A 22,531-nucleotide genomic window follows, 5' to 3' on the forward strand; every position below is an offset into this window, starting at 1 on the left:
CCAGATCAATGCAGATTATGTTGCGCACCGGTGCCCTCCTCATCCATCAATCCATAGCCTGAGCGGAATCGGTCCAGTTTAAACTTGGTCGCCGCCCCATGCGGGCGGTCGGTTGCAATCAAATGGGCATAGGCATTGCCCGATCCCGGCGTCGCCTTAAAGCCGCCGTAGCACCAACCGCAGTTCAGATAGAGGCCTTCAATCCCCGAGTGATCGATGATTGGCGAGCCATCCGGCGTCATATCCATGATGCCGCCCCAACTGCGCAACAGCCGCGCCTTGCCCAGCGCGGGCACCATCGCCATGATGCTTTCCATGGTATGCTCGACCATTGGCAGGTTACCGCGTGCGGCATAAGAGTTGTAAAAATCCAGATAGCTGCCAAACACCAGCCCGCCCTTATCCGACTGACTGATATACATATGGCTCTCGGCAAAGGCGATGACGTGATTGATGATCGGCTTCAGCCCCTCTGTGACAAAGGCCTGCAACACATGGCTTTCAATGGGCAGCCGCAGCCCAGCCATCGCCGCCACCTGGCCAGAGCGGCCCGCCGCCGCCAGCGCCACTTTCTTGGCCCGGATCACCCCGCGCGAGGTCTGCACCCCGCGGACCTTTCCGTTCTCAACATCGATGCCTGTGACTTCGCAATTCTGGATCAGATCCACACCGCGCATATCCGCACCCCGGGCAAAGCCCCAGGCCACCGCATCATGGCGTGCGGTGCCGCCGCGCCGATGCAGCAAAGCCCCCATGACCGGGAAACGGTTGTCATCAAAATTCAGAAACGGCGCCCGCTGGCGCACGCCTTCGATATCCAGCAACTCGGCATCGTCACCCTGATTGATGATCGCATTGCCGCGCCGCACCATGGCGTCGCGCTGGCCATCGTTATGATAAATCATCATCAATCCGCGCTGAGACATCATCGCATTATAATTCAGGTCCTGCTCCAGCCCCTCCCACAGGTGCATTGAATGTGAGTAGAACTCAGAGTTTCCCGGCAGGTAATAGTTGGCCCGTACAATGGTGGTGTTGCGGCCAACGTTGCCGCCACCCAGATAGCCCTTTTCCAGCACCGCGATATTGGTGATGCCGTGTTCTTTTGCCAGATAATAGGCCGTTGCCAGCCCATGGCCGCCACCGCCGATGATCACCACGTCATATTCGCGTTTCGGTTCGGGGTCGCGCCAATGCCCAGTCCAGCCCTTGTTGCCTGTCAGCCCTTCTTTGAGCACCCGCCAGCCTGAAAACCGCATGGCCTACCTCCAAAATAAAATCCAGCGGGCGCGACCAATCCGCCGTTCCTTCCCGCTGAAGCATTGCTAGCCGCTTTCCCGCATGGCTCCTACCCCCTTTGGTAGAAACGCTGCGGATCGGCACCTTGTTACCGATACAAGCACATATACTGGGCATACATGTCTAGTTCCAGTTGCGACAGCACATGTCGTTCTTTGACAACTAGGGGCAGCGTGCCTGAAATTTGACATCGTTTCTCAAGGTCCGGCCCACTTCGAGAAAGCGCATTTTCACAGGCAGTAGCACGACCACCAGGAACGCTTTTCATGAAGATCTGTTGTTGTTAGAACTTGCCCTCAAGGACCGTGCAAAACGCCTTGGTCGGGTAATCCCCCATTTTAGCAAACCGCTGTAGAATATTAAACATGACATATTTGGCCTGATGAAGCGCCGACAGGTCGCTTCAAATAAGTAAAGAAGACAGACAAAATGAACAATACTTGCACCAAAATACTGCTCGCAGGAGCACTTGGGTTGCTGACGGCGGCCACCCCTTCACTGGCATCCAAAATCAATGACACAGAATTAGTTGAGAACACCAATGCGTTTTTTCAGATAGCTGACCGCTGCATAAGAGCAGACTTTAATGACAACCAATTGGGACAGATTCAACGAAGGTTTTTCGGAGCTTACGATCAGATGGTTGCTAGAACTAATTTTCTACGTGACGAAGACCTAGGTGCCTTTGAAGCGTGGCTGTTCGATTTCTACCCCCGGGTAAAAGAGAAAAGTGAAGCATGCGTCGCAGTGATGGATTCATACTACGAGTAAAGTCGGCTACTGATAGGCTAAGCCAACGGCGCGATAAGTACCCATCGGCAGCTGGCTTAGGGTCAGAGAACTGCATTATTTAAGAAAGTATCAAAATTATCTGGTCTTAAACGAAAAACGGCGCGCTTATGGCAGCGCGCCGTCATCGTCATTGATCTGGTTGATTACAGGCCCTTGGCGCGATAGCTGGCGGCCACTTTGCCGATCGAGACCAGGTAGGCGGCAGTGCGCAGGTCGGTGACATCATCGCGACTGTGCCAGACCTCACGCATGGATTGGTAGGCAATCCGCATGGTGTCATCCAGCCCCGAACGCACCAATTCCAGCTCGCCTGCGCCACGCAGATATTTCTGGCGGAAGTCCGGTGACATTTTCCACTGGCCCTCCATCACGTTCTCCAACTGCTGAAGCTCGTTGATTACCAGTTGGTGGCGTGCCTCTTCCTGACGGCGCTGCATACGACCAAAACGGATGTGTGACAGGTTCTTGACCCACTCAAAGTAGGACACCGTCACACCGCCGGCATTGGCGTACATATCGGGGATGATCACAGTGCCCTTGTCGCGCAGGATCTCATCCGCGCCGGCGGTGACCGGACCATTCGCAGCCTCGATGATCAGAGGCGCCTGAATGCGCGCTGCGTTGGACAGGTTGATGACCCCTTCCAGGGCTGCCGGAACCAGAATATCACACTCGGCCTCAAGCAGAGGTGAGCCATCTTTGGAATAGGTGGCGTCGGGATACCCGGTGACACCGCCATGTTGACCAATCCACTGGCGCACGGCCTCAACATCCAGACCATTGGCGTCATACAGCCCACCGTCGTATTCGATGATGCCGATGACTTTTGCTCCATCTTCCTCGCTTAGGAATTTGGCCGCGTGGTAACCCACGTTGCCCAGCCCCTGTACGATGACCCGCTTGCCATCCAGTGAGCCCGTCAATCCGGCCTGTTTCATATCGGTAGGATCGCGGAAGAATTCTTGCAAAGCGTATTGCACGCCCCGACCCGTGGCCTCAACCCGGCCAGCGATGCCGCCGGCATTCAGCGGTTTACCTGTGACGCAGGCGCGGGAATTGATGTCAGTGGTGTTCATGCGCGCGTATTGGTCGGCAATCCAGGCCATCTCACGCTCGCCGGTGCCCATGTCGGGTGCGGGCACGTTTTGCGACGGGTGGATCAGATCACGCTTGATCAGCTCATAGGCAAATCGCCGCGTAATCAGTTCCATTTCGTGTTCGTCATACTGCCGTGGGTCGATGCACAGCCCGCCCTTGGAGCCGCCAAAGGGGGCTTCGACCAGGGCACATTTATAGGTCATCAGCGCTGCCAGCGCCTCGACCTCGTCCTGATTCACACCCATGGAAAAACGAATACCGCCTTTGACCGGTTCCATATGTTCGGAATGCACCGAGCGATATCCGGTAAAGGTCTTGATCTCGCCCCGCAGACGCACCCCAAAGCGCACCGTATAAGTGGCGTTGCAGACCCTGATTTTTTCCTCCAGGCCAGGTGGTAGGTCCATCAGGGCAACCGCCCGGCTGAACATCAGATCCACACTTTCGCGGAAACTGGGTTCGTTGACGTTTCTCATTCGCACTTCTCCCTGATCCTGAGACGACTCGCCTACAGTTGTCACTCTAAGGTTATGACGACTTATTTAATAAGTGCGACCTTTTTGACCATTCCCTTTCAAAAAAACCTGTTTTTTCCGCGTTTTGAAAATTTTTGAGACCTTTGGCTCTATCGGGTCGCCAGCCGGTAATGCCGAGAAAAAAGGTAAAAAATGCCTTAATTTTATAGTAACTTTGAAGGTTAACGCCATGTGAAGGCCGCAATTCCGCCATCTTCATCAAGCATTAACACATCACCGAAAACCAACAGTATCCATACGGGCCCTCTGCCACCAAGGGGCCAGAGAGGACTGCAATGCGACTGCGACTACGACAGACAACGGCCCTAACCAGAGCTGCGGCAGGACGCTGCAGGATGGCCCTGTGCAAATTTGCACAGGAGGAGGACGGCGTCCTGATCAAGCCCACCATCTTCATATTTCTGTCCATGCTGACAGTTGGTGGTATCGGGATTGATTTGATGCGCATGGAGCGCGACCGGACCGAGTTGCAGTATACGCTGGACCGGGCGGTCTTGGCAGCCGCAGATCTGGACCAGACCCAAACACCAGCAGCTGTTGTGCTCGACTATCTGACCAAATCGGGCCTGAGCGAGTATTACAGCACGCCGACGTCCGACATCGGGTTGGGCTACCGCATTGTGACAAGCACGGTTAACACCAACTTCGACACCCATTTCATGAATTTGACCGGTGTTTCAAGCATTCCTATTTATGCCTCGTCGACGGCCGAAGAAAGTATTGATGGGCTGGAAATTTCGTTGGTGCTGGATGTATCCGGTTCGATGAACTCAAACAGTCGCCTGACCAACCTGAAGGTGGCGGCCAAAGATTTCATCGACACGATGGTGGAAAACACGACTGACGGAAAGATGTCGATCTCGATCATTCCCTATGCCACCCAGGTGTCCGCCCCGGAAGAGCTGTTTGACCAATATAATGTAACAAGCGAACACACCTACTCTAACTGCGTGAATTTCAGTTCTTCGGACTTTAACAGCACCGCAGTTTCCACCACTGCCGAGCTGGAGCGCACCATGCATTTCAGCCCCTGGTACTACAACGATACCCGTGGAGACAGTGATGGAGACAGGGTTCCCCGCCCGGTCTGCTCGGATCGTGTGGATCGCGAAATACTGCTATTTCAAAAGAATGCCACGACGCTAAAGGCCTTTATCGACGATCTTTATGCCTGGGGAAATACTTCGATTGATCTTGGGATGAAGTGGGGGACTGCTTTGCTCGATCCCAGCGCACAACCTGCCATCACCGAACTGTCAACAGGCAGCGGTGCAATCATCCCGAATGATTTTAGCGCGCGACCGTCTGAGTATTCAGACAGCGATACGATCAAAGTTGTTGTCTTGATGACTGATGGGCAAAACACATCGCAATACTATGTCGAAGATGACCACCGTAGGGGCTTGTCGGAAGTCTGGTATGACGCCGCCAGTGATCGGTATTCTATTCCCAAGAACAGCTCGACCTATTACTGGCCCCACAATGGCTATTCATATAGCTACAAGACGGGAACCAACCCGCAGCAGCTCAGCTATGCGGATCTCTGGGCCTATACGTCGCTGAAACATAATTACTATTACAACTACCGTCCCTGGCAGGGTAGCTCTTCGGCAAAGAGCGAGTGGTACTATGGTGTTTATGACTACTACAACACCTCTACGAAAAACAGTCGGACCAATAATATTTGCGACGCGGCCAAAGCAGCCGGGATCATCGTCTATACCATTGGATTCGAGGCCCCGAGTGGCGGTCAGGCCGTGTTGCAGGACTGCGCCAGTTCGGATGCCCATTATTTTGACGTGAGCGGGCTGGAAATCACCGATGCCTTTGCCTCGATTGCCACGTCAATTAGACAGCTGAGGTTGACCCAATGATTGGGCGCGCTCTACAGCCGCTGCGGCAGTTTCGAAGCCGCGAAGATGGCAATGTCACAGTTGAATTCGCCATTGTGGTCCCTATTTTTTTGATGATTTTGATGTCCACAGTTGAACTGGGGCTGATCACCATCAAGCAATCCATGCTGGAGCGGGCCCTGGACCAGACGGTGCGGGACCTGCGATTGGGCACGGGCTCTGATCAACAACATGACGATATCCGAGACACGATTTGCGCCAGATCTGGTTTTATCGACAGTTGTGATACGTCATTACGATTGGAAATGGTGCAGGTTGATCCCTTTAACTGGACAGCTATTGACGCGACCCCTGACTGTATCAACGCGGTTGAAGAGGTGCTGCCGGTGCGCAGTTTCATCTCTGGTCAGTCCAATGAGCTGATGTTTATTCGGGCCTGTATGAAATTCAATCCCATATTCCCGCAATGGGGGTTAGGCGACAGTCTGGGCAAAGATGGCGATGGCCGTGTCAGCCTGTTTGCTTCCTCTGCATTTGTTCAGGAGCCGAGGTGATCATGGACCGTTTCAAAACACCCATCCTAAAAAACTTTCGCCGTGATACCGATGGATCTGTGTCAATCGAGACGGCTTTCTATTTGCCCGCTCTGCTGCTGGTCTTTGCAGCCATCTACACCTATTTTGATGCCTTCAGACAGGAAAGTGCCAACCTTAAGGCCGCCTATACGGTGTCAGATCTGGTCTCACGCGAGACCAATGCCATCACCAACGAATATATAGACAGTATGCAATCACTGACTGAGTTGCTGGCCCGCTCAGATTCCGCGATCTCGCTTCGGATTTCGGTCATTCGCTGGGATGAAGACGATAATCGCTACTATGTTGACTGGTCTGTCAATCGCGGCACCGAGTTCTTTTCCTGGACCGACGCCACAATCAGCGAAGTCGCAGACAACTTGCCAACCATGCCCGATCAGGAGCGTGTCATTCTGGTGGAAACACAAAACGACGTCGACGCAGCCTTTAATATTGGCCTTCCGGACATGGAGATCTACAACTTTGTGTTCACCCGGCCCCGCTTTTCTCCGCAGATTGTCTTTGAGGGCAGTTTAACAGCTGGTGGTACTCACGACGATATTGTGGACGACACCAGTTAAGGCTAGAGCCGACCATCCCCCCCCTGGCTGCGCATCGCGACCATCGCCGCCAGGATTTCCGACGCCGCCTTGCTTTGCGATCCGGGGGTGACGCCACCAACACCAATACGGCGCCCCATGCGCCAGTATAGCCCCGGCCGCCAGATACGGCTGGCTGGGGTCTTTGTCTTGATCAGAAACCCGTTTGACGGTTTGAACGCAAAGAAACCGCGATCAATGTTTTCAATATCGTCGATCCGCGCAATCACATTGCCATCGGTGCAGCGCAGCTCTGTTTCTGTCAGCTCGATGGTAAACTGGGTCGCCTGCCACATGCGTGCCGCCAACCAGATCGTCGACAGGCCGACAGCCAGCAGGAACACCAGCCAGCCAACCGAAGGTGGCGTCGACAGCGCCACGTAAAGAACCAACACGCCGACTGAACCCAGCATGCCGACGCCCATATAGCGACGGACTTCTGACGCCCTGACCGTTACCAAAATTTCGTCGCTCATGTTCCATTCCCCAGATCCTACACCCAAAAGGCGCGCGACGGGTCTAGCCTGAAACAAGCGCGGCGAACAGCCCCCACTATTGGGTATGCTTATTGTGCTGCCCGATTGACGACGACCTCATATCCCTGCTCCTCGGGCTCATCATCGATCAAATCGGATGGGAAACCATCGGCCAGCACCTTAAGACCCGTCGCCTCCTCCAGCCGTTCAATGATGCGATCCGATTGGGCGCGGTCGCCATAGCGCTGCTGGCCATCCTTCATGATGCGGATCACCTCTGGTGACAGCTCCAGCGGCACATTGTTGCGCTCGGCGATGGTCTGGAACAACCCGATATCCTTGAGCACCAGATCCATGGTGAAATTCACGTCCCGCGACCCCGACAGGATCAGCTGGCTTTCGGTTTCATGGGTGAACGAGGTGCCAGAACTGATCTTGATCGCCTCATAGGTGGTGGCCATGTCCAGACCTGCCGCCTTCATCGTCACCATGGCCTCGGACAGGGTCAGCAGGTTGGCCGTCGCCAGGTAGTTGGTCATCACCTTCAGGGTGCTCGCGGTGCCGATCTCTCCGGTGTGCAGCACCCGGCGGCCCATCAGGGTCAGCAGCGGCAGGATACGCTCGAAGGTTGGGCGATCACAGCCTGCAAAGATTGAGATATTGCCAGTGTCGGCACGGTGGCAACCGCCAGAGACCGGGCATTCCACGGCGGCCCCGCCGCGGGCCATCACCTCGGCTGACAACCGCCGCACCTCGGCCTCGTCGGTGGTGGACATTTCCAGCCAGATCTTGCCGTCGCGTACCTCTGGCAACATCTCTTGCAACACTGCATCCGAAGCGGCGGGCGACGGCAGGCAAGTGATCACCACATCGCAGTCGCGCATCATCGCAGCGGCAGAGCCACCGGCGCTGGCGCCTTTGGCCACAAAACCCTGCACCAAATCCGCATCCAAATCGTGCACCGACAGGCCCACACCGTTGCGCAACAGGCTGCCCGACAGTTTGCCACCCACATTGCCAAGCCCGATAAAGCCTACGTTCAGTTCTATTGCCATGCGACCAGCCTTTATTTTGAATAACTAACCAAGGGCTAGCTTGACCCCAGCCAAAAATGAAATGAATAATAAGGCTGCTTGACCCTAAGAAAATTAGCAACGTATGGCCGATCTCCCCAATCTTGTCTGGCTGCGCGCCTTCGAGGCCTCGGCCCGGTTGCGCAGCTTTACCGCCGCCTCTCAGGAACTGGGGCTAAGCCAGGCCGCCGTGTCACATCAGATCCGCAGCCTGGAGGCCAGTTTTGGCGTTGCCCTGTTCATCCGGCGCGCCCGCCATCTGGAGCTGACCGCATTGGGGCATGCTTATTACCCCAGCATCGCCCAGGCGCTGGATGATATCGCTTATTCCACCCGTGGGCTGCTGCGCCCGATGGAGGCGCGCACCATTACTCTGCGCGCGCCGATCTCGACCGCCGTGTTATGGATCGCGCCGCGTCTTGGTGCGTTTCAGGACCAGAATCCGCAGATCAAACTGCGACTGATCTCGGCGATCTGGGCCGACAGCACCAGCGAAGAGGATGTGGACATCGATCTGCGCCTTGGCCCGTCCAGCTGGTTCGACCGCCGGGCACATCTGCTGTGTTCTGAAACCGTGGTGCCGGTGGCCGCGCCAGAATTGGCCGGGCAGCTAGGATCGGCGCAACAGCTGCTGGCGCAAAACCAGATCCATATTCACGGCTACCAGGATAACTGGCTGCGGTTTTCCAATAGTCAGGGGCTAGAGCCCGAGGATCGCGCCGCCACATTGCTGACCGACACCTCACTGGCAGCCATCGAGATGGCAGCAGCAGGGGCTGGTGTGGCGATGGTCATGCAGCGCTATGCGCAGGCTCCGCTGGACCAGGGCCGGATCAAACGGGTGATGGATTTTGAGATACCAATGGGACAGGGGCACTACCTGATGCCAACAACCAGACCAGCCCCAAACAGCCCCGAAGAAATGTTGGTGCGCGATTGGATTACAGAAATTTTTTCGTGAAACCAGCGGCAGTTACAGAGCATGTCCGCGGCCAATGTAAATGTTGCACCCATGAACCCAGCCCGATAGCTTCGCGCCATGGTATGGCCCAACAACACCCCGCCCCAACGTGATGGCGACGCTGCAGCTGGCATCGAGGTCACCGATGACTTTGAAGGCTTTGCCCAGCGCAACGATATCTTCACCCGCGCCTTTTGGGACAAAGCGGTGATGTCAAAACACAGCGCCAAGTTCTTTGCCTCATACCGGATGGAGGCCGCGCCGCGCCGGGGCGACGGCTTTACCCAGCGTGATTTTGCCCTGCGTAACGCCGCTTGGCTGATCTCGGACTTGGTGTCCAACCGCACCGCAGATCAGGGGCTGCGTCAAGGGTTTCAGTCGCCGATCCAGTCAGACACACCTGTTGCTGAAGACACCGTCGAGGTCGATGATCCGGCGCAGATGTCGGTTGAGATAAAGCGCATCGCCAAGTTCTTTGGCGCCGATCTTTGCGGTGTCACCGATCTGGATGAGCGCTGGTTATACACCAGTCGCGTCGACACCCGCGATATGAGTGACGCACCGCATGACCTGCCCGAGGGCCTGACCAATGTGATCGTGCTGGGTCATGAAATGGAACAGGATCTGGTCGCCACCTACCCCTCGGCGCTGGCGGGGGCCGCGACGGGTCGCGAATACAGCCACGAGGCCTCCATCGTGATGCAACTGGCCGCCTATATCCGCAACCTCGGCTATGAGGCGGTGCCGTCGATGAATGACACCGGGTTGGTGATCCCCTATGCGGTCAAGGCGGGACTGGGCGAGTATGCCCGCAACCAGATGGTCATCACCCCCGAATTTGGCCCACGTCTGCGGTTCTCCAAGATCTTTACCAACCTGCCGCTGGCCCATGACCAGGCCAAACCCCAGGGCGTGCGTGCCTTTTGCGACATTTGCACCAAATGCGCCGAGGCCTGCCCGGTCAAAGCGCTGCCTTTTGGCGCACCCGAGGTGGGCGGTGGCAATGTCTCGGCCATCAAAGGCGTGCGCAAATGGACTTCGAACGCCGAGAAATGTTTCTCGTTCTGGGCCAAACTGTCGTCGGATTGCGCCATCTGCATGCGGGTTTGCCCGTTCAACCGCGACTATTCCCAGACCCGCCACCAGCTGTGGCTGAAACTAGCCCTGTCGCCGCTGCGCCATCTGGCGCTCAGGCTGTCCAAAAACCACGGCGGGCGTCAGAAACCCGGCAACTGGTGGGCCAAAGACCCCAATTGATGATGGCAGACACCCGCCCCATAGCTTTGATCACTGCCCACGGCCAACCCTCGGATCCGCAGCCCCCCGAGGCAGCACTGGCCCGGATGGCGGCACAGGTGCAGGATCTTTTGCCCATGTGGGAGATCCGCTCGGCTACCCTATCTGCGCCGGGGCGGTTTGAGGCCGAACTGACCAACGGCGCGGTGGTCTATCCGTTTTTCATGGCCCGAGGCTGGTTCACCGGTAAAGTGCTGCCCGGTCGGATCGGCACCATCTCCCATCAGATGGCCTGCCCCTTTGGGCTGGACCCTGCCCTGCCCGCGCTTGTCGCTGCCGCAGTACACCGCGAGGCCGTGCAGCGGGGCTGGACCGATCAAAGCTATGACCTGCTATTGGCCGCGCATGGCTCGGCGCGCGGCCCCAAAGCCGCCGAGGCCGCCGAAGGGTTTGCACAGGCCCTGTGCCCAGTGCTGCCAAACGCCCGGATCACCACAGGATTTGTGGAACAGGATCCAACGGTTGAGAGTGCCGCGAGACCGCTAGGCGATCGGGCCATATGCCTGCCATTCTTTGCCCAATCCGGCGACCACAGCCGCAGTGACATTCCCCAGGCCCTGAAAGCAGCCGGGTTTCAGGGTGCCCCCATGCAAGTGACCGGCGCCCTGCCGGGTGTAGCCGTCTTAATTGCGCAAGCCCTGGTGGCCGCGCGCTAAGTCTTCCCGCCCTCAGGGAATTCCTTAGACCAACTGTAATACAGCCCCCCTTGAGATCCCGTCACAGCGGCACAATGCCGAGATAGTAACCTCGCCGCGAAGGCTCCCAGAATAATGCGGATCTTTTTCACCCGGTCACTCAGACCAATGGCGTTCGCGGCCTCACTCAGCAAAATAGGTTTGCCGCGTTTTACGGCGGTTCTTCTTTCCCAGCTTGTCAGCCGCAGCTTTGCTGATGCCGGAATTCTTGTTCATCGTCCCTCTACAAAATTCACGGTAACCCTGTGACCCTCCAGTGTTCAAATCCTCGATTCTGCCGCAGAGATGCTGACGTCAGACACCCACAGCGGAGATTGACCTTTGCCAGGATGCCGCCGGATGATGAAACCGACCGCCATAGCTCAAGAAAGATACCATGCGACACCCGCATTCTACGACTGAAAGTGCATGCTTATAGGTCCGAAGATTTCCGGGATTGATTGTTGTTTTGACACTTGCGAACGGAACCGAACATAAATAGAAGGTCTTGAAAAGGCGAGTTGGCGGAGTGGTTACGCAGCGGATTGCAAATCCGTGTACACGAGTTCGATTCTCGTACTCGCCTCCAATATTTTCAATGGGTTAGCCGTTTCACTGCTCATTGGGGTATCACCTCAGGTATCATGTTTACGTTCTGGACTTGTTCTGTTCACTTGCGTTTCGTAGCCGCTTGGCGCGCCCGCATGATCTGTCTCGCCTCCCCTGCATATTTCTGAATCATCGCTTTTGTGGTGTGGCCGCTGTAGCTGGCAATCTCATCGTCGTCGCACCCAGCCCAGGCCAGTTCCATCACACCGCGATAGCGAAGGGCATGTTGGTCAAATGCCATCAGATCCAAACGCTTACGCTCGGCAATCATGATTTTCGCCATGCTGTGATAGTTCATCGGATCGCCAGTGGCCTTAGCCAGAATATGGCGGTTCGGCATGGGCGCAAATCCAAGACCTGCCTTAGCCTGATCCAGAGCAGCCTTGAGTGCCCTTGTACATGGGAGCAGCAACGGCATGTCTGTCTTGTTCTGGCGCAGTTTGAGCGTATCACCGTCATAATCGCCCCAAGTGAAGCCAACCCAGTCACCCGGACGCTGGACGCTGCCAATACCTATTTCAAAAATCAGGCGGGCCAGCGGTTCACCGTTAGCCCGCATCAGGTCCACAGCCCAATCTGGCCAAGGCAAATGCGGTTTCTTGCGTGTTTTCGGAACTTTGAGCGGTTCAATGTCCAGGGCAGGATTGTCGAGCCGCCATCGCTTGCGGATTGCCAGCTTTGACAACATTGAAATGGCCGTGGGGATATAGTTGGCGAACCGAACGCGGTGCTTGTTCTTGTCCATCGCGTCGTAAATGTCGGGCTGCATCAGTCGCGAAACATCCGATTTTCCGATCTTCTCCTCAAGGTACTGAAATACCTTTTCAAGGTCACTCCGATAGCGCGGCGAAAAGCTGGCCCACTTGTCGGACTGACGAAACAGCTCAATCAGTGCGCTCCAAGACCTTTTGGCTTCGGCCCGCTTACCAGTCAGTATATCCCAATACTGGCGGTCGAACTCGGCAGTACCTTCCTCCGCCTTGATCGGGTGGTATTTGCCCTTCAAACGCACGTACCAGCGTCCTTCTGGGTGTTTCCAAAGATACTTCTTCACCAGTCCACACCTCCGCATCCATCGATCGCATCGCCACTAATAATCCGGCGCAAGTCTGTCACGTCCCAGCGCTCATGCCCGCCAATCTTGACCGGCGCAGGCAGAAATCCACCAGCAACCAGCTTGCAAAATTCTGCGGTACTCATGTCCAACAGTTTTGCTGCGTTCCGGTCTCGAGCATAAAGAAGAGCCCGATCGCTCATTCTCCTCCCTCCCCTTTCCTCTGACCTATCTCGGTCATATTGAGGGACGACAGGTATACGCCTCTTCGAGAATTTCGTAGGGGTGGCGGCCCATACGATTACAAACACGTGAAAACACAGTGGAAGCATTCACCATGACAAAGTGATTTTCCAAAGCGTTGAAAACCTCGGAAAGAGTGCCAGGATTTGACGGCTCCCAGCAACCGATCCAATGCCCTTTTGCATTTATGGCAAAAAGGGTTCGGCCGTGTTCAAAGTGGAAAGGGAGTCCGGGGCAACGCTCAGGCGTGCCTTCAAATGCATCGCCGCCTGTATACGCGAAGAACGGCGCAAATTTGAACGCCATGCTTGGAGATACCCCTGCTTCGACGAACTCCTTTGCAAGTGCAAACTCCATCACGTGGTTGAAACTGAACGAACGAGGCGCTCCTTTTACTCCACCACCAACGGGGGAATGCCCCGCACCGGTGATCGAATAGCGGCCATGCCAAAGTTGAAATTTTCCCTTTGGCAGGCCACTAAGGCTGGCCACTTCTGCCATTAGGTACTTTTCATCAAAGACGCTCATACTCGCAACCCCAAAATTATCATGTGATCATTCTGACTTGATCTAGCAGAAACATCAAGCGATAATTCTCTAATCGCTCCAAGAAAAAACGTTTTGGTCTGCTAGGGGCTCGCTTTCCTCATAACCGGTTATAATGCAGGACCATATCAGTCCGTGTTCGGTCCAATAAAGTTAATGGTGATAGCGGCGGTTGGGAGGGTGAGTGCTCAACCTCCATTTGGCAGCAACCTAACCTCCTTCCTTTGCAATTCGAAGAAACACATCCAGCTTTTCCAGCTGGATAAACGCACCCCGTTATTGTTCACTGAAACCGAATTGATATTTCACAACTATCTCAATTAAAAACACAATTCTTCATGTGCATTCTGCATATCAACTTAAGGGAGGTTGATATGCACTTTGATTTCGTCACGAATCATCAGCGTGATCTGCCTAGAACCAATGCGGTTGGTATTAGGGTGTTTTTTGGTGAAATCGAAGAGCGTGAACCGCTACGAAAATGATCACTGACTCTAGTACCTGTCCGGATATCGTCTTTAACAAGCGCCTATTCAATAATCATGAGTGCTCTCGATGTTTTGCAGACCAGTGTTCGAACAAACTACTCGGGCTATCCGAAAGTAAAATGAGCATAGAGAAACATTGGGCAAGGTAAGTGCATTGGATCTGGTTATCTTTAAACGAAGACACTCGCAATTGACCTAACTGCCTGCTGTGGGCGCCAAATGCGTAACGACACACCACCGAAAATTAAAAGAGTGCGCGGCTAACGCCATCCGCTGCGCGAGTAAAAACCGGCGTCCTATCGCATCATTCCATTCACGCCCTTAGCGACGAAAAATACAGGAGTTTGACTGCACATGAATATCTCCCAACAGAAAAGTGGCATCGCGACTGAGCCGATGGGCTTTTCTAACGCAATTTATCGTCAATTCGCCTATCGAGTGTCGCGTACCCTGCATTCGGATCTTGGATATGCGCAGTGCGAAGCGGTGGACGTATCCGACCGGCTCGCGGCAATGTTTGCCGAGAAAGGGCCCGCCGCCTACCCGGATATCCACGATTTTCTCACTGGTCGCGGTGTGCGCGAACGCTGGAATGGGGTTTTTTATCATTGCCGGTCAGCGACCATGGCGCACTGGCTTGTGCCACATGTGCGGGGCACGGCGATCGATCTACTTTGCGGCAGTGGCAAGCTAGGCGGAATCTTCTCGGAAATGGGGGTGCCCACCACTGTGACCGAACGCGATGACATTCGCGAGAGTTACCCCTCAACTGAAGGCAGTGTGACTTGGCTGGATCATGACACGCTTGCAAGGGAAGCCGTGCCAAACAGCTACGATACGGTTCTTCTTATCACCGCTCTTCACCACGAGGCGGATTCTGAAGGGCTTCTGCAACTTGCTCTGAAACTCGCGGCCAATCGCGTAATCATCGTCGAGAATTGCGTCGAGCCCGACCTGCCGAACGATCTGCACATCTTGGTCGACGATTTCTTCAATTACGGGTTAAACAATACTCCGTTACCTTGTCCCGCAGCCCATCGCTCGGCGGACGAATGGAGCGATATGCTCAACGGGCGCGGACGGGTGATTTTCACCGACCGGCGCGAGTCGATGCCTGGGATCTTTCTCAGCCATCACCTTCTGGTTGCCGAGATCCATCGCTGATGTCGTGCCCTTCGAACCGTCAGGCCAAACACATCGTCGCTACACGGAGACATTTAGAAGGTTTCCGGGGATGCTGAGCCAAACGCATGATAAGGCTCCAGACTATCTGACTGAAGCGCTACGCGTCTACGATCCGGACTGCGTGGGAAACTGCTCCAGTCGTTCGCTCGCCCAATGGCAACGCCAGGCTAACCACCTGCATGCGGTGATACACCAGCGGGCGGCAGAGCTTAACAGTGCCGTGAATATCGCTGAGCCCGTCGAGGATATGGAGGCGTTTTGGGCACTGGCGGCTCGTACCGAAGCTGGGACCACAAACTTGACTTATTGGGACACATTCGAGAACGGTCGGCGCATTCAGCTGGAACGTGTCTTAGCCGAGGTCTACGGCGCCGAGCAGAGCATTCTTGTTAATTGCGGCATGTCGGCGATTGCTGTCGCACTCGGCGCCTGCAAGGTGAGGTCTGGTACACGTCTGCTTGTCGGCAAGTCTCGGTACTTTGAGACATCAAGCCTAATCGAGCGGTATCTCCTGCCGCTCGGCGTAGAGATTCACGCTGTCGATGTCGCGCAGCCAAATGCCTTGCGGGATGCGCTTGCGGCCTTCCGCCCTGACGTCGTTCTTCTCGAAACAATTGCCAATATGCCAAGCGTCGATCCTGTGCGCGATATCACGGATTGGTCGGCGAGCCCGTCGGCGCCGATCTTCATTCTCGACAATTCAGTGCAGAGCGCACTTACCCGCTGGTTCGATCTGCTCGACTTTACAGACCGTCTCCTCGTTGTCGAAAGCGGCACCAAATACATCACAAATGATGCGATGTGCGGTGTTGTTTACGGCGCAGGAGATCTCATCGCATCCGCACGCAACTATGGGCGCGACACCGGGCAATTCCTCCAGGCCCGGGCACTCTCCTATCTCGACGCTTCGCTCATCCGATTGCTGCCGCTGCGAATGGCGACACACAGCCGAAACGTCCGGACTTTTGCAGCAGAGCTGTCTCGTTCTGGCATGCCCGAGCTTGAAGCTATTGTGCTCGACAAATTCGCCGACGAGGGCAATGCCAAGGTTTTAGCAAAAGGTGTCGGTTCGCTCATATTTCTGGCTTTCGGAAACTGCGAAGGAGCGGACTACAAACGGCTGCTAACGCGGTGGCAGCAAAGGGCGCGTGCTCATGGTGAGGCGGTCGTGCCTGACGTCCGGGCCGGGTTCGGTTGGTTGAAATCCAGCGCGCGGGTTTACGAAACGACGCGGTTGAACCGCGCCGACGCACCCTCATATCTTCGAGTTTCCATCGGGCTCGAAGACACCGAGGTAGTCAGAGCCAGCGCCAAATGTCTGCGGGACGCAGCGCAGGAGGTTCTGTCGGACCGACAGACAAAGCTGACAATCACAAATTCTTTTGGGGCGATTTAATATGGCACTGATTGAGGAAACGACTTCGACCGCTGGCGCGCATGACAAGGAGCAACCCGCCCCACAAAACATGCTTGGCAGATTGAGTTCTCTCCTCGACACGTCGAAACCGCCGAGGGAAACCTTCGACAGGTTTCCAAACTGGCTTCAACCGTTGATTACAGCGGTAAGCGGAAAGCCCTTGTCGGGACAGAGGCCAGTGCTCACGATTACGCCGGTTGTCCGCCTGGTGATCGACCTTGTTAAATTTACGTCTGGTGTCGGGCTTGCCGTAGCTTTCCTTTCGCTAGGTGGCGTTTGGTTGCTGGCGCTACCCATTGCCTGGATTTTGGCTGTCAATGGTGCGAGTTCGCTCAAACTCATATCGCATTATGCTGCCCATAATTGCGTTACGGGAGACAAACGTCTGGACAACTGGATCGGGGAAGTGCTGACCGCGTTCGTTCTAGCCTCGAATATGGACGAGTATGCTCATGGCCACACCATGCAACATCACGGGCTGGACGGGATTGGCAACATAAACGATCCGGATATGGGCCTTCTGTTAATGATGGGGTTCGAAACGGGCCGGGAGATCCGCTGGTACAGAAAACGCCTGCTGTTGACGCTGTTTTCTCCGCGCTACCATCTGCTGTTTCTCTGGGACAGAACCCGATCAAATTTCATCTCTGGATCACTTCTCCGGCACGTCATAGCATGGTCCATGCATGGCGCGGTTCTTTGCCTAGTGACGTGGTACGGCGTTTGGAATGTCTGGCTCCTAGCATGGTTCGTGCCAATTGGTCCACTTCTTGCGATCAGCATCGGGCTGCAAGTTCCAGCCGAGCATCTTTGGCTGTCGCGCCGTGCAAGCAATGAAGCACCACGCGATTTCGTACGCCGTATTTCACATGGCAGGTTTTTTTTGATTTCTGCGCCACGCAAGGACCTGTGCTGGAGCGGCTCACTTCTCGCCTGGGGATATTGGTCTGTCGCGATGCTTAAGCCGATACTGGAGCGTAGTTTTGTTTGTGTATCTGTTATGCCTGCGCATGATTTTCATCACCGCCACGCAAGGATAATGGATTGGCCGGTCGAGCATTATCTGCGCCAACATGAGATTGACGGGGGAGCCTCGGATTATCTTGATATCTACGGCAATTCAGCGGCACTCGACGAATTTTTTGCAACCTGGTCGCAACTTCCCCGCAAATTTGTCCCACATCAATCGACACTGCTTGGCGCGATTGAACGCCGAATTTAATAGGGGGTATTCAGGATGAACATTCCAAAGACCACAAAGTCGCGGGCAGCGAATAACACCGCTCCTCTACCGAAATTGCCGCCTTTATCCGTCGAGATCGATTCCGCGCTCAGCTTCGATCAGGCTGTGGAAGAGTTGAAATATCTGTTCTTCAGCCACTGGTCCCTGGTGCGGGTGATCGCGGGAACCATCATACGCATCCCTGAAATCGAGACAAAGGTTTTTTTGGCTCACAGTCTCTTTCTGCATGCAGAGATTGCAGGGGCGACGCGCCGGAGGCTGGTCGAACTGCGGGTGCGCGACTCGAAACTGTGCGTCATCCCGCAGATAATATCGGCTGTCTGCAACGAGTTGCTGTATTCCGATTCCGCTGCCGAGTTTGTTTTCGGCTATAGTGCCCTAGTAGCCCATCTCGCCGAGACCCAATCACAGTATATCCAAAGGACCAGCCACCTTCTAGACCGCCCAAGCGTATTGATTATGCGACGCTTTGCACCAGATATCGTAGAGGTCACTGACTGGCTTGAAACGGCCCGGTCGGCCTATGTCGCTATTGATTTCGAAAGCCAATTTTTTGAGACACATATCACGGCGATACTGAAGTCTCGAAGCTCGGACGGCTGCCCATCGCCGATGTTACGGCAGGACAGCCGTGAGCCCTATCAGCGGACAAACGAATGCGCGCGCGATGGTAGGTTTGCCCTGTTCCACCAGTCCCGCCAGTATTCGACTTCTGACGGACTGCACCAGTTGCCGGATGACAAGTACGGGGTCGACCGTCTGGAACTGGCCCGGGTTCAGCGCGACGAGATTGATGCCATTGAAACATTTGCAAACGTCCTGTTCGACCTAGATGATGCTCCCTTCGAGCTGGTCGAACAGCTCGCGCGTTTCGTCGAAGACGAGGCACGGCATGTAGAGACTGGCCACGCGATCCTGGCTAATCTTGGCCACGATCCCTTCGAGATTCCATGCTCCATCATTGGCATCAATGTGCGCGCACCCATGCCACCGGTATTAGCCTTTGCGCAGCTCAATATATTTGGAGAGCTAAATATCGTGAGCCGCCTAAATGTCATGGCTCAGCAGGCTTATGCGCGCGATGATGACCTCATCGGAAAGGCCTTTGATTTCGTCCATGCCGACGAACTGACCCATGTTCGTCGCGGCCGCAAACTGCTGATCGATATGGCGCCTGGCGAGAACCCGGCAGATGTCAGCGAAACCGCACGCCGCCTCGCTGCCCGGCGCCTGGCTGAAGAAGGCGTGCTTGGGGAGGATTACGCGCTGGCGCTAACGCGCAAACAGGTCGGCGAGTTAATGGGGGAGTAACATGACCAAGATAGCTTCTGACATAAGCGCTGCAGGCGGACTGTCAAACGATGAAAAACGTCTTTTTAGGGAGATTGCTTCTGGCCACGACGAAGCGCTAGGCGTGGCCATTCCGGCCATTGAAAGCGCATGTCCGGCGTCGGTGGTGAGACTGAGTAGGGCGTTGCTCTTCGCTGTACATTGCGATGCGTTGAGCGCGAGCAAACAACTCGTACGACACGGTGCAAGACTCGAAGTGCGAGACCAAGCATTGTGGCGCACACCACTCATAATTGCCGGATCCCTAGGTTCGACCCAAATGGTAGGGTTTTTGCTAGAGGCCGGTGCCGACGTTCATGCCGAGGACGATTTCGGCAACACGGCGCTGTGCGTCGCGTCCGAAACTGACTCTACCGCGCTTATAGAGCTGCTGATCGCGCATGGATCCGATCCTGAACACCGAAACGATCTGGGATGGACGCCGCTCATCTCGGCCAGCGCCATTGGCAATCTCAAAACAGTCAATGCGCTTATTAAGCAAGGCGCCAACCTCGAATCTCGCGCGGTTCTCGGCTGGACACCCCTTATCGTCGCTTCACAAAGCGGCTCAGCGGATGTCGTTTCCCGACTTCTCGAACTCGGAGCCCGACGTGATGCCATAGACTGTTTCGGGCGTACGGCGCTGCTGGCCTCACAAGAAGGTCAGGCTACCACCGAAATTCTCATGTGCAGCGCTGCCTGCAGTCACGCCGAGGGATGCAAGAGTATGAAATTTTGAACGATTTGTCTGCGATTACGGCACATGAGACCTATTTCGAAATGGCTTGCCATTTCTTTCGCCGTTCGGGTTTCACGTCGTCGCCAGGAAGCTATTTGATCCACAACAAGAACCGGCGGTTCGTCAAGGTCGGGATTGGCGAGGGGCGGCGAGTTTCCCTGCCTCTAGCAGCGCAATGGCCGTTTGACCTCATTGCAAAGGACGGACAAGATGTGGCGTTGTTTGATGTAGTGAGGGCCAGTGTGGATTCAGAGGCTCCATGCTTCTTTCTGGTCAGCCCTGATTTCAAAAGGGCTTTTTGCGACGTCCGCTTACCCTTTGCGGTATTCGTGCAGCCTCAGTTAGAATTTCGATTTTCAGTAGAGAAGCCGCATGGGGAAATAAGCTATACGCTGGATGTCTCGGGCATGCGCGAAGCGCAGCAAATGCTCTCAGAGCTAGTAGACAATATCGTGCCGCTAAGTACTGCCACGCCACTCACGCCATTGTTGTTCGCGAAAGCTTCGGCCGACTGGAAGCGCGTCGAAAGCGATGCTGCGTTTCTGGAGCGTTTGGAAGTCGGCATCCTTGCGCTGCAGGACCACCCAAATGGCAAGATGACGATGATGCGGTCGTTCTTCAGGGCTATTCCTAAGGAAATTGATCGCTTCGACATCTTTCAACAACATGCCCGAAACAACGGTGAATACGCTTGCAGCCACTTTTTCTGCATTGATGAGACAACCTTCTCGTTTGGATGCAGTCCGGAAAATACCTTCGAAATCATCGGAGGCGATCTTCACGTCGACATTGTGGCCTCAACTTGCAAGGCTGGACAGGGGGAAGCCTTTGAGCGGCGCGAGCTCATCGATAACCCCAAACAGCAAAAAGAGCATTTGGCGACGATTGAGAGCCGGTCGGCGCGCTACGAGCCTTTCTGCGATGCCCAGCGTATGAGGCTTATCATGCCCATGCAAATCAAGAGGCTTCGCAATGTCTGTCATCTGCATAGCCTAGTGGTTGGGACACTCCGCCCCCAGATCACATTCTTCGATATTGCCCCGACACTTTTTCCGATCATGGGGGCGAATCCTACTGATCTGTTGCCGCTGTCGGATTCAGACAGGAGCCCGCATCGCTTTTACGGGGGCATCATCGGCCATTGGGAAAAGGGTTATACTGGAAGCTTCCTGAATCTTCGCAACGCATTGGTTCAGGGCGACACGATCCACGCAAAAGTCGGCATGGGCGTGTTGCGTGAATCTGACGCGGCAAGCGAACTAGCCGAAACCGAAGACAAGATATCGGGTCTCATGGAAGCAGTGTTCCAATGCTGCCAAGCGTAGGTCTATTACTAAACATGTCTGCCGGAATTGCTGCATTGATCTCCGTCGGCGTATTTCCTTTGCCGCCGATAATATTGTGATAAAATGCTTTATTATTCACCAAATTTTTGCGGCGAGGAAAATCTCATCCCATGAATATTAGTATCGGACTGATCCTAGCTATCCTGCCTATCCATTTTTCTGTGATGGTAAGCCCGGGCCCAAATTCGGTATTACTCCTGACAACAGCGCTTTCAAGCGGACGAAAAGATGCTTTGCGCGCCGCATTGGGAATCGCAGTTGGAACCTTGGTGTGGATGGTCGGTGCGGTGTTTGGCGTATCAGTGATTTTAGCGGCGCTTCCGGTATTGGGTCTTGCGCTAAAGATCGCGGGTGGCGGATACCTAATTTATCTCGGTTTCAAACTCTGGACGGCTGAACCTTTAAAGCCCAGTTTGCTCGGCAAAGGTAACGGATTTCAGGGAAAATTCTTCCGCCGTGGTTTGATCGCCAATCTGTCAAATCCGAAGTCTGCAGCCTATTTCGGAAGTATCTTCGCGGCTTTTCTGACCGACAATGTGCCAAGTGTTGGGCTGGCCATCATGATTGCTCTGCTGTTCTTGATGTCGATTGCTTGGCACGGAGCGCTTGCAACAGTTTTTTCGGCTAAATCCTTTCGCGCCCCGTACGTGAGAAATAGCCAACTGATCAATCGAATTTCCGGAGCTATCCTGACAGCACTCGGTGTAAAACTGGCCGCCTCTGCTTGGATGGGTTGAACCAAACGACCACCAAAACTCTTAGGTTCGCCACCTTCTGAAGGAGTGCCAGGTGGGATGCCATAGTTTAAGGTCGTTAGAACTGGGCATGGATTTTGAAACGTCGGCCCTGTTTCACAGTGGCCGTATTGCAATGCCACATAGGTGCCCTGAGAAATGCCTTTGCTGTGGCTTAGCTCCGCATGCCGTCTTCCCCGCGTAAACCGTCCAAGATGATCCGGATCTTCTCTTCCGATGAATACTGTTCGGGCGGCGCACGCTTGACGTCTTTGACAATCTTTTCGCCGGAGCTTTTAGTTGTCTTTTTCATCGTCTACTTATCAGTGGGTTGATGAGCCAGAAAAAAACCCTTCCCAAATAATG

The 22,531-nt window shown here is 54.9% G+C and carries 22 protein-coding genes and 1 tRNA gene; 15 read left to right on the forward strand and 8 right to left on the reverse strand.

Annotation, left to right across the window (positions count from 1 at the left end; all coding sequences use genetic code 11):
• Positions 1 to 5 precede the first annotated feature (5 nt).
• Positions 6 to 1,259, reverse strand: a complete 1,254-nt coding sequence (locus tag EBB79_RS14520) for a sarcosine oxidase subunit beta family protein (RefSeq protein WP_127749553.1) — start codon at positions 1,257 to 1,259, stop codon at positions 6 to 8.
• 469 nt (positions 1,260 to 1,728) lie between these two features.
• Between EBB79_RS14520 and EBB79_RS14525 the strand changes: the two genes are divergently transcribed.
• On the forward strand, positions 1,729 to 2,070 hold the full coding sequence (locus EBB79_RS14525; protein WP_127749554.1) for a hypothetical protein: 342 nt from the start codon (positions 1,729 to 1,731) through the stop codon (positions 2,068 to 2,070).
• A 164-nt stretch (positions 2,071 to 2,234) separates the two neighbouring features.
• Here EBB79_RS14525 and EBB79_RS14530 read toward each other — a convergent pair whose 3' ends face one another.
• Positions 2,235 to 3,665, reverse strand: coding sequence for a Glu/Leu/Phe/Val family dehydrogenase (locus tag EBB79_RS14530; RefSeq protein WP_127749555.1), 1,431 nt, complete (start codon positions 3,663 to 3,665; stop codon positions 2,235 to 2,237).
• Positions 3,666 to 4,060: 395 nt separating this feature from the next.
• On the opposite strand from EBB79_RS14530, the gene EBB79_RS14535 reads away from it, so the two are divergent.
• Genes EBB79_RS14535 through EBB79_RS14545 form a run of 3 tightly spaced genes read left to right on the forward strand, consistent with a single transcriptional unit; the run spans position 4,061 to position 6,734 of the window.
• Complete coding sequence (locus tag EBB79_RS14535; RefSeq protein WP_238704918.1) at positions 4,061 to 5,599, forward strand: TadE/TadG family type IV pilus assembly protein; 1,539 nt, start codon at positions 4,061 to 4,063, stop codon at positions 5,597 to 5,599.
• Positions 5,596 to 6,132 carry a TadE/TadG family type IV pilus assembly protein gene (locus EBB79_RS14540; RefSeq protein ID WP_127749557.1) on the forward strand — a complete coding sequence of 179 codons (537 nt, stop codon included), beginning with the start codon at positions 5,596 to 5,598 and terminating at the stop codon, positions 6,130 to 6,132. Before EBB79_RS14535 ends, EBB79_RS14540 begins: the two co-directional genes overlap by 4 nt.
• A 2-nt stretch (positions 6,133 to 6,134) precedes the next feature.
• Entirely contained in the window at positions 6,135 to 6,734 is a 600-nt protein-coding gene (locus tag EBB79_RS14545; RefSeq protein WP_127749558.1) for a TadE/TadG family type IV pilus assembly protein, read from the forward strand.
• Between the two features lie 2 nt (positions 6,735 to 6,736).
• On the opposite strand, the gene EBB79_RS14550 is transcribed toward EBB79_RS14545, so the two are convergent.
• On the reverse strand, positions 6,737 to 7,228 hold the full coding sequence (locus EBB79_RS14550; protein ID WP_127749559.1) for a hypothetical protein: 492 nt from the start codon (positions 7,226 to 7,228) through the stop codon (positions 6,737 to 6,739).
• Positions 7,229 to 7,317: 89 nt separating this feature from the next.
• Positions 7,318 to 8,271 carry an NAD(P)-dependent oxidoreductase gene (locus tag EBB79_RS14555; RefSeq protein WP_127751017.1) on the reverse strand — a complete coding sequence of 318 codons (954 nt, stop codon included), beginning with the start codon at positions 8,269 to 8,271 and terminating at the stop codon, positions 7,318 to 7,320.
• Between the two features lie 115 nt (positions 8,272 to 8,386).
• Between EBB79_RS14555 and EBB79_RS14560 the strand changes: the two genes are divergently transcribed.
• From EBB79_RS14560 to EBB79_RS14575, 4 genes are all read left to right on the forward strand, one after another.
• Positions 8,387 to 9,262: a LysR substrate-binding domain-containing protein gene (locus EBB79_RS14560; protein WP_127749560.1), complete on the forward strand. Its 876-nt coding sequence runs from the start codon at positions 8,387 to 8,389 to the stop codon at positions 9,260 to 9,262.
• A 78-nt stretch (positions 9,263 to 9,340) separates the two neighbouring features.
• Entirely contained in the window at positions 9,341 to 10,519 is a 1,179-nt protein-coding gene (locus EBB79_RS14565; RefSeq protein WP_127749561.1) for a 4Fe-4S double cluster binding domain-containing protein, read from the forward strand.
• Positions 10,519 to 11,214: a CbiX/SirB N-terminal domain-containing protein gene (locus EBB79_RS14570; RefSeq protein ID WP_127749562.1), complete on the forward strand. Its 696-nt coding sequence runs from the start codon at positions 10,519 to 10,521 to the stop codon at positions 11,212 to 11,214. The genes EBB79_RS14565 and EBB79_RS14570 overlap by 1 nt, the downstream gene beginning before the upstream one ends.
• A 533-nt stretch (positions 11,215 to 11,747) precedes the next feature.
• Positions 11,748 to 11,821: transfer RNA gene (locus EBB79_RS14575), tRNA-Cys, on the forward strand.
• 81 nt (positions 11,822 to 11,902) lie between these two features.
• On the opposite strand, the gene EBB79_RS14580 is transcribed toward EBB79_RS14575, so the two are convergent.
• From EBB79_RS14580 to EBB79_RS14590, 3 genes are read right to left on the reverse strand one after another with little or no spacing between them, the layout of a single operon-like run.
• Entirely contained in the window at positions 11,903 to 12,895 is a 993-nt protein-coding gene (locus EBB79_RS14580) for a tyrosine-type recombinase/integrase (protein WP_238704919.1), read from the reverse strand.
• Positions 12,892 to 13,098, reverse strand: coding sequence for a hypothetical protein (locus EBB79_RS14585; protein ID WP_127749564.1), 207 nt, complete (start codon positions 13,096 to 13,098; stop codon positions 12,892 to 12,894). Before EBB79_RS14585 ends, EBB79_RS14580 begins: the two co-directional genes overlap by 4 nt.
• Before the next feature lie 34 nt (positions 13,099 to 13,132).
• Positions 13,133 to 13,666 carry a hypothetical protein gene (locus EBB79_RS14590; protein ID WP_127749565.1) on the reverse strand — a complete coding sequence of 178 codons (534 nt, stop codon included), beginning with the start codon at positions 13,664 to 13,666 and terminating at the stop codon, positions 13,133 to 13,135.
• Positions 13,667 to 14,526: 860 nt separating this feature from the next.
• On the opposite strand from EBB79_RS14590, the gene EBB79_RS14595 reads away from it, so the two are divergent.
• The 7 genes from EBB79_RS14595 (at position 14,527) to EBB79_RS14625 (ending at position 22,168) form a co-directional block, all read left to right on the forward strand.
• Positions 14,527 to 15,336: a hypothetical protein gene (locus tag EBB79_RS14595; protein ID WP_127749566.1), complete on the forward strand. Its 810-nt coding sequence runs from the start codon at positions 14,527 to 14,529 to the stop codon at positions 15,334 to 15,336.
• 70 nt (positions 15,337 to 15,406) lie between these two features.
• Positions 15,407 to 16,753, forward strand: coding sequence for a PLP-dependent transferase (locus EBB79_RS14600; RefSeq protein ID WP_127749567.1), 1,347 nt, complete (start codon positions 15,407 to 15,409; stop codon positions 16,751 to 16,753).
• A 1-nt stretch (position 16,754) separates the two neighbouring features.
• The gene (locus tag EBB79_RS14605; protein WP_127749568.1) at positions 16,755 to 17,996 is read left to right on the forward strand and encodes a fatty acid desaturase; all 1,242 of its coding nucleotides are present in this window, start codon (positions 16,755 to 16,757) and stop codon (positions 17,994 to 17,996) included.
• Positions 17,997 to 18,011: 15 nt separating this feature from the next.
• Entirely contained in the window at positions 18,012 to 19,328 is a 1,317-nt protein-coding gene (locus EBB79_RS14610; RefSeq protein ID WP_127749569.1) for a ferritin-like domain-containing protein, read from the forward strand.
• A 1-nt stretch (position 19,329) separates the two neighbouring features.
• Positions 19,330 to 20,085, forward strand: a complete 756-nt coding sequence (locus EBB79_RS14615) for an ankyrin repeat domain-containing protein (RefSeq protein ID WP_127749570.1) — start codon at positions 19,330 to 19,332, stop codon at positions 20,083 to 20,085.
• Positions 20,082 to 21,410: a chorismate-binding protein gene (locus tag EBB79_RS14620; RefSeq protein ID WP_164860820.1), complete on the forward strand. Its 1,329-nt coding sequence runs from the start codon at positions 20,082 to 20,084 to the stop codon at positions 21,408 to 21,410. The genes EBB79_RS14615 and EBB79_RS14620 overlap by 4 nt, the downstream gene beginning before the upstream one ends.
• A 131-nt stretch (positions 21,411 to 21,541) precedes the next feature.
• Positions 21,542 to 22,168 (forward strand): LysE family transporter, encoded by a 627-nt coding sequence (locus tag EBB79_RS14625; protein WP_127749572.1) that lies wholly within the window; start codon positions 21,542 to 21,544, stop codon positions 22,166 to 22,168.
• Between the two features lie 172 nt (positions 22,169 to 22,340).
• On the opposite strand, the gene EBB79_RS24470 is transcribed toward EBB79_RS14625, so the two are convergent.
• Complete coding sequence (locus tag EBB79_RS24470; protein WP_164860821.1) at positions 22,341 to 22,478, reverse strand: hypothetical protein; 138 nt, start codon at positions 22,476 to 22,478, stop codon at positions 22,341 to 22,343.
• Positions 22,479 to 22,531 lie beyond the last annotated feature (53 nt).

Source organism: Parasedimentitalea marina (assembly GCF_004006175.1).
GTDB classification, from domain to species: Bacteria; Pseudomonadota; Alphaproteobacteria; order Rhodobacterales; family Rhodobacteraceae; genus Parasedimentitalea; species Parasedimentitalea marina.

What these genes read in the sequence shown, in the direction of transcription:
- EBB79_RS14520 (WP_127749553.1), bottom strand. Translation starts at nt 1,259, where the DNA reads ATGCGGTTTTCAGGCTGGCGGGTGCTCAAAGAAGGGCTGACAGGCAAC.
- EBB79_RS14525 (WP_127749554.1), top strand. Translation starts at nt 1,729, where the DNA reads ATGAACAATACTTGCACCAAAATACTGCTCGCAGGAGCACTTGGGTTG.
- EBB79_RS14530 (WP_127749555.1), bottom strand. Translation starts at nt 3,665, where the DNA reads ATGAGAAACGTCAACGAACCCAGTTTCCGCGAAAGTGTGGATCTGATG.
- EBB79_RS14535 (WP_238704918.1), top strand. Translation starts at nt 4,061, where the DNA reads ATGGCCCTGTGCAAATTTGCACAGGAGGAGGACGGCGTCCTGATCAAG.
- EBB79_RS14540 (WP_127749557.1), top strand. Translation starts at nt 5,596, where the DNA reads ATGATTGGGCGCGCTCTACAGCCGCTGCGGCAGTTTCGAAGCCGCGAA.
- EBB79_RS14545 (WP_127749558.1), top strand. Translation starts at nt 6,135, where the DNA reads ATGGACCGTTTCAAAACACCCATCCTAAAAAACTTTCGCCGTGATACC.
- EBB79_RS14550 (WP_127749559.1), bottom strand. Translation starts at nt 7,228, where the DNA reads ATGAGCGACGAAATTTTGGTAACGGTCAGGGCGTCAGAAGTCCGTCGC.
- EBB79_RS14560 (WP_127749560.1), top strand. Translation starts at nt 8,387, where the DNA reads ATGGCCGATCTCCCCAATCTTGTCTGGCTGCGCGCCTTCGAGGCCTCG.
- EBB79_RS14565 (WP_127749561.1), top strand. Translation starts at nt 9,341, where the DNA reads ATGGTATGGCCCAACAACACCCCGCCCCAACGTGATGGCGACGCTGCA.
- EBB79_RS14570 (WP_127749562.1), top strand. Translation starts at nt 10,519, where the DNA reads ATGATGGCAGACACCCGCCCCATAGCTTTGATCACTGCCCACGGCCAA.
- EBB79_RS14585 (WP_127749564.1), bottom strand. Translation starts at nt 13,098, where the DNA reads ATGAGCGATCGGGCTCTTCTTTATGCTCGAGACCGGAACGCAGCAAAA.
- EBB79_RS14590 (WP_127749565.1), bottom strand. Translation starts at nt 13,666, where the DNA reads ATGAGCGTCTTTGATGAAAAGTACCTAATGGCAGAAGTGGCCAGCCTT.
- EBB79_RS14595 (WP_127749566.1), top strand. Translation starts at nt 14,527, where the DNA reads ATGAATATCTCCCAACAGAAAAGTGGCATCGCGACTGAGCCGATGGGC.
- EBB79_RS14600 (WP_127749567.1), top strand. Translation starts at nt 15,407, where the DNA reads ATGCTGAGCCAAACGCATGATAAGGCTCCAGACTATCTGACTGAAGCG.
- EBB79_RS14605 (WP_127749568.1), top strand. Translation starts at nt 16,755, where the DNA reads ATGGCACTGATTGAGGAAACGACTTCGACCGCTGGCGCGCATGACAAG.
- EBB79_RS14610 (WP_127749569.1), top strand. Translation starts at nt 18,012, where the DNA reads ATGAACATTCCAAAGACCACAAAGTCGCGGGCAGCGAATAACACCGCT.
- EBB79_RS14615 (WP_127749570.1), top strand. Translation starts at nt 19,330, where the DNA reads ATGACCAAGATAGCTTCTGACATAAGCGCTGCAGGCGGACTGTCAAAC.
- EBB79_RS14625 (WP_127749572.1), top strand. Translation starts at nt 21,542, where the DNA reads ATGAATATTAGTATCGGACTGATCCTAGCTATCCTGCCTATCCATTTT.
- EBB79_RS24470 (WP_164860821.1), bottom strand. Translation starts at nt 22,478, where the DNA reads ATGAAAAAGACAACTAAAAGCTCCGGCGAAAAGATTGTCAAAGACGTC.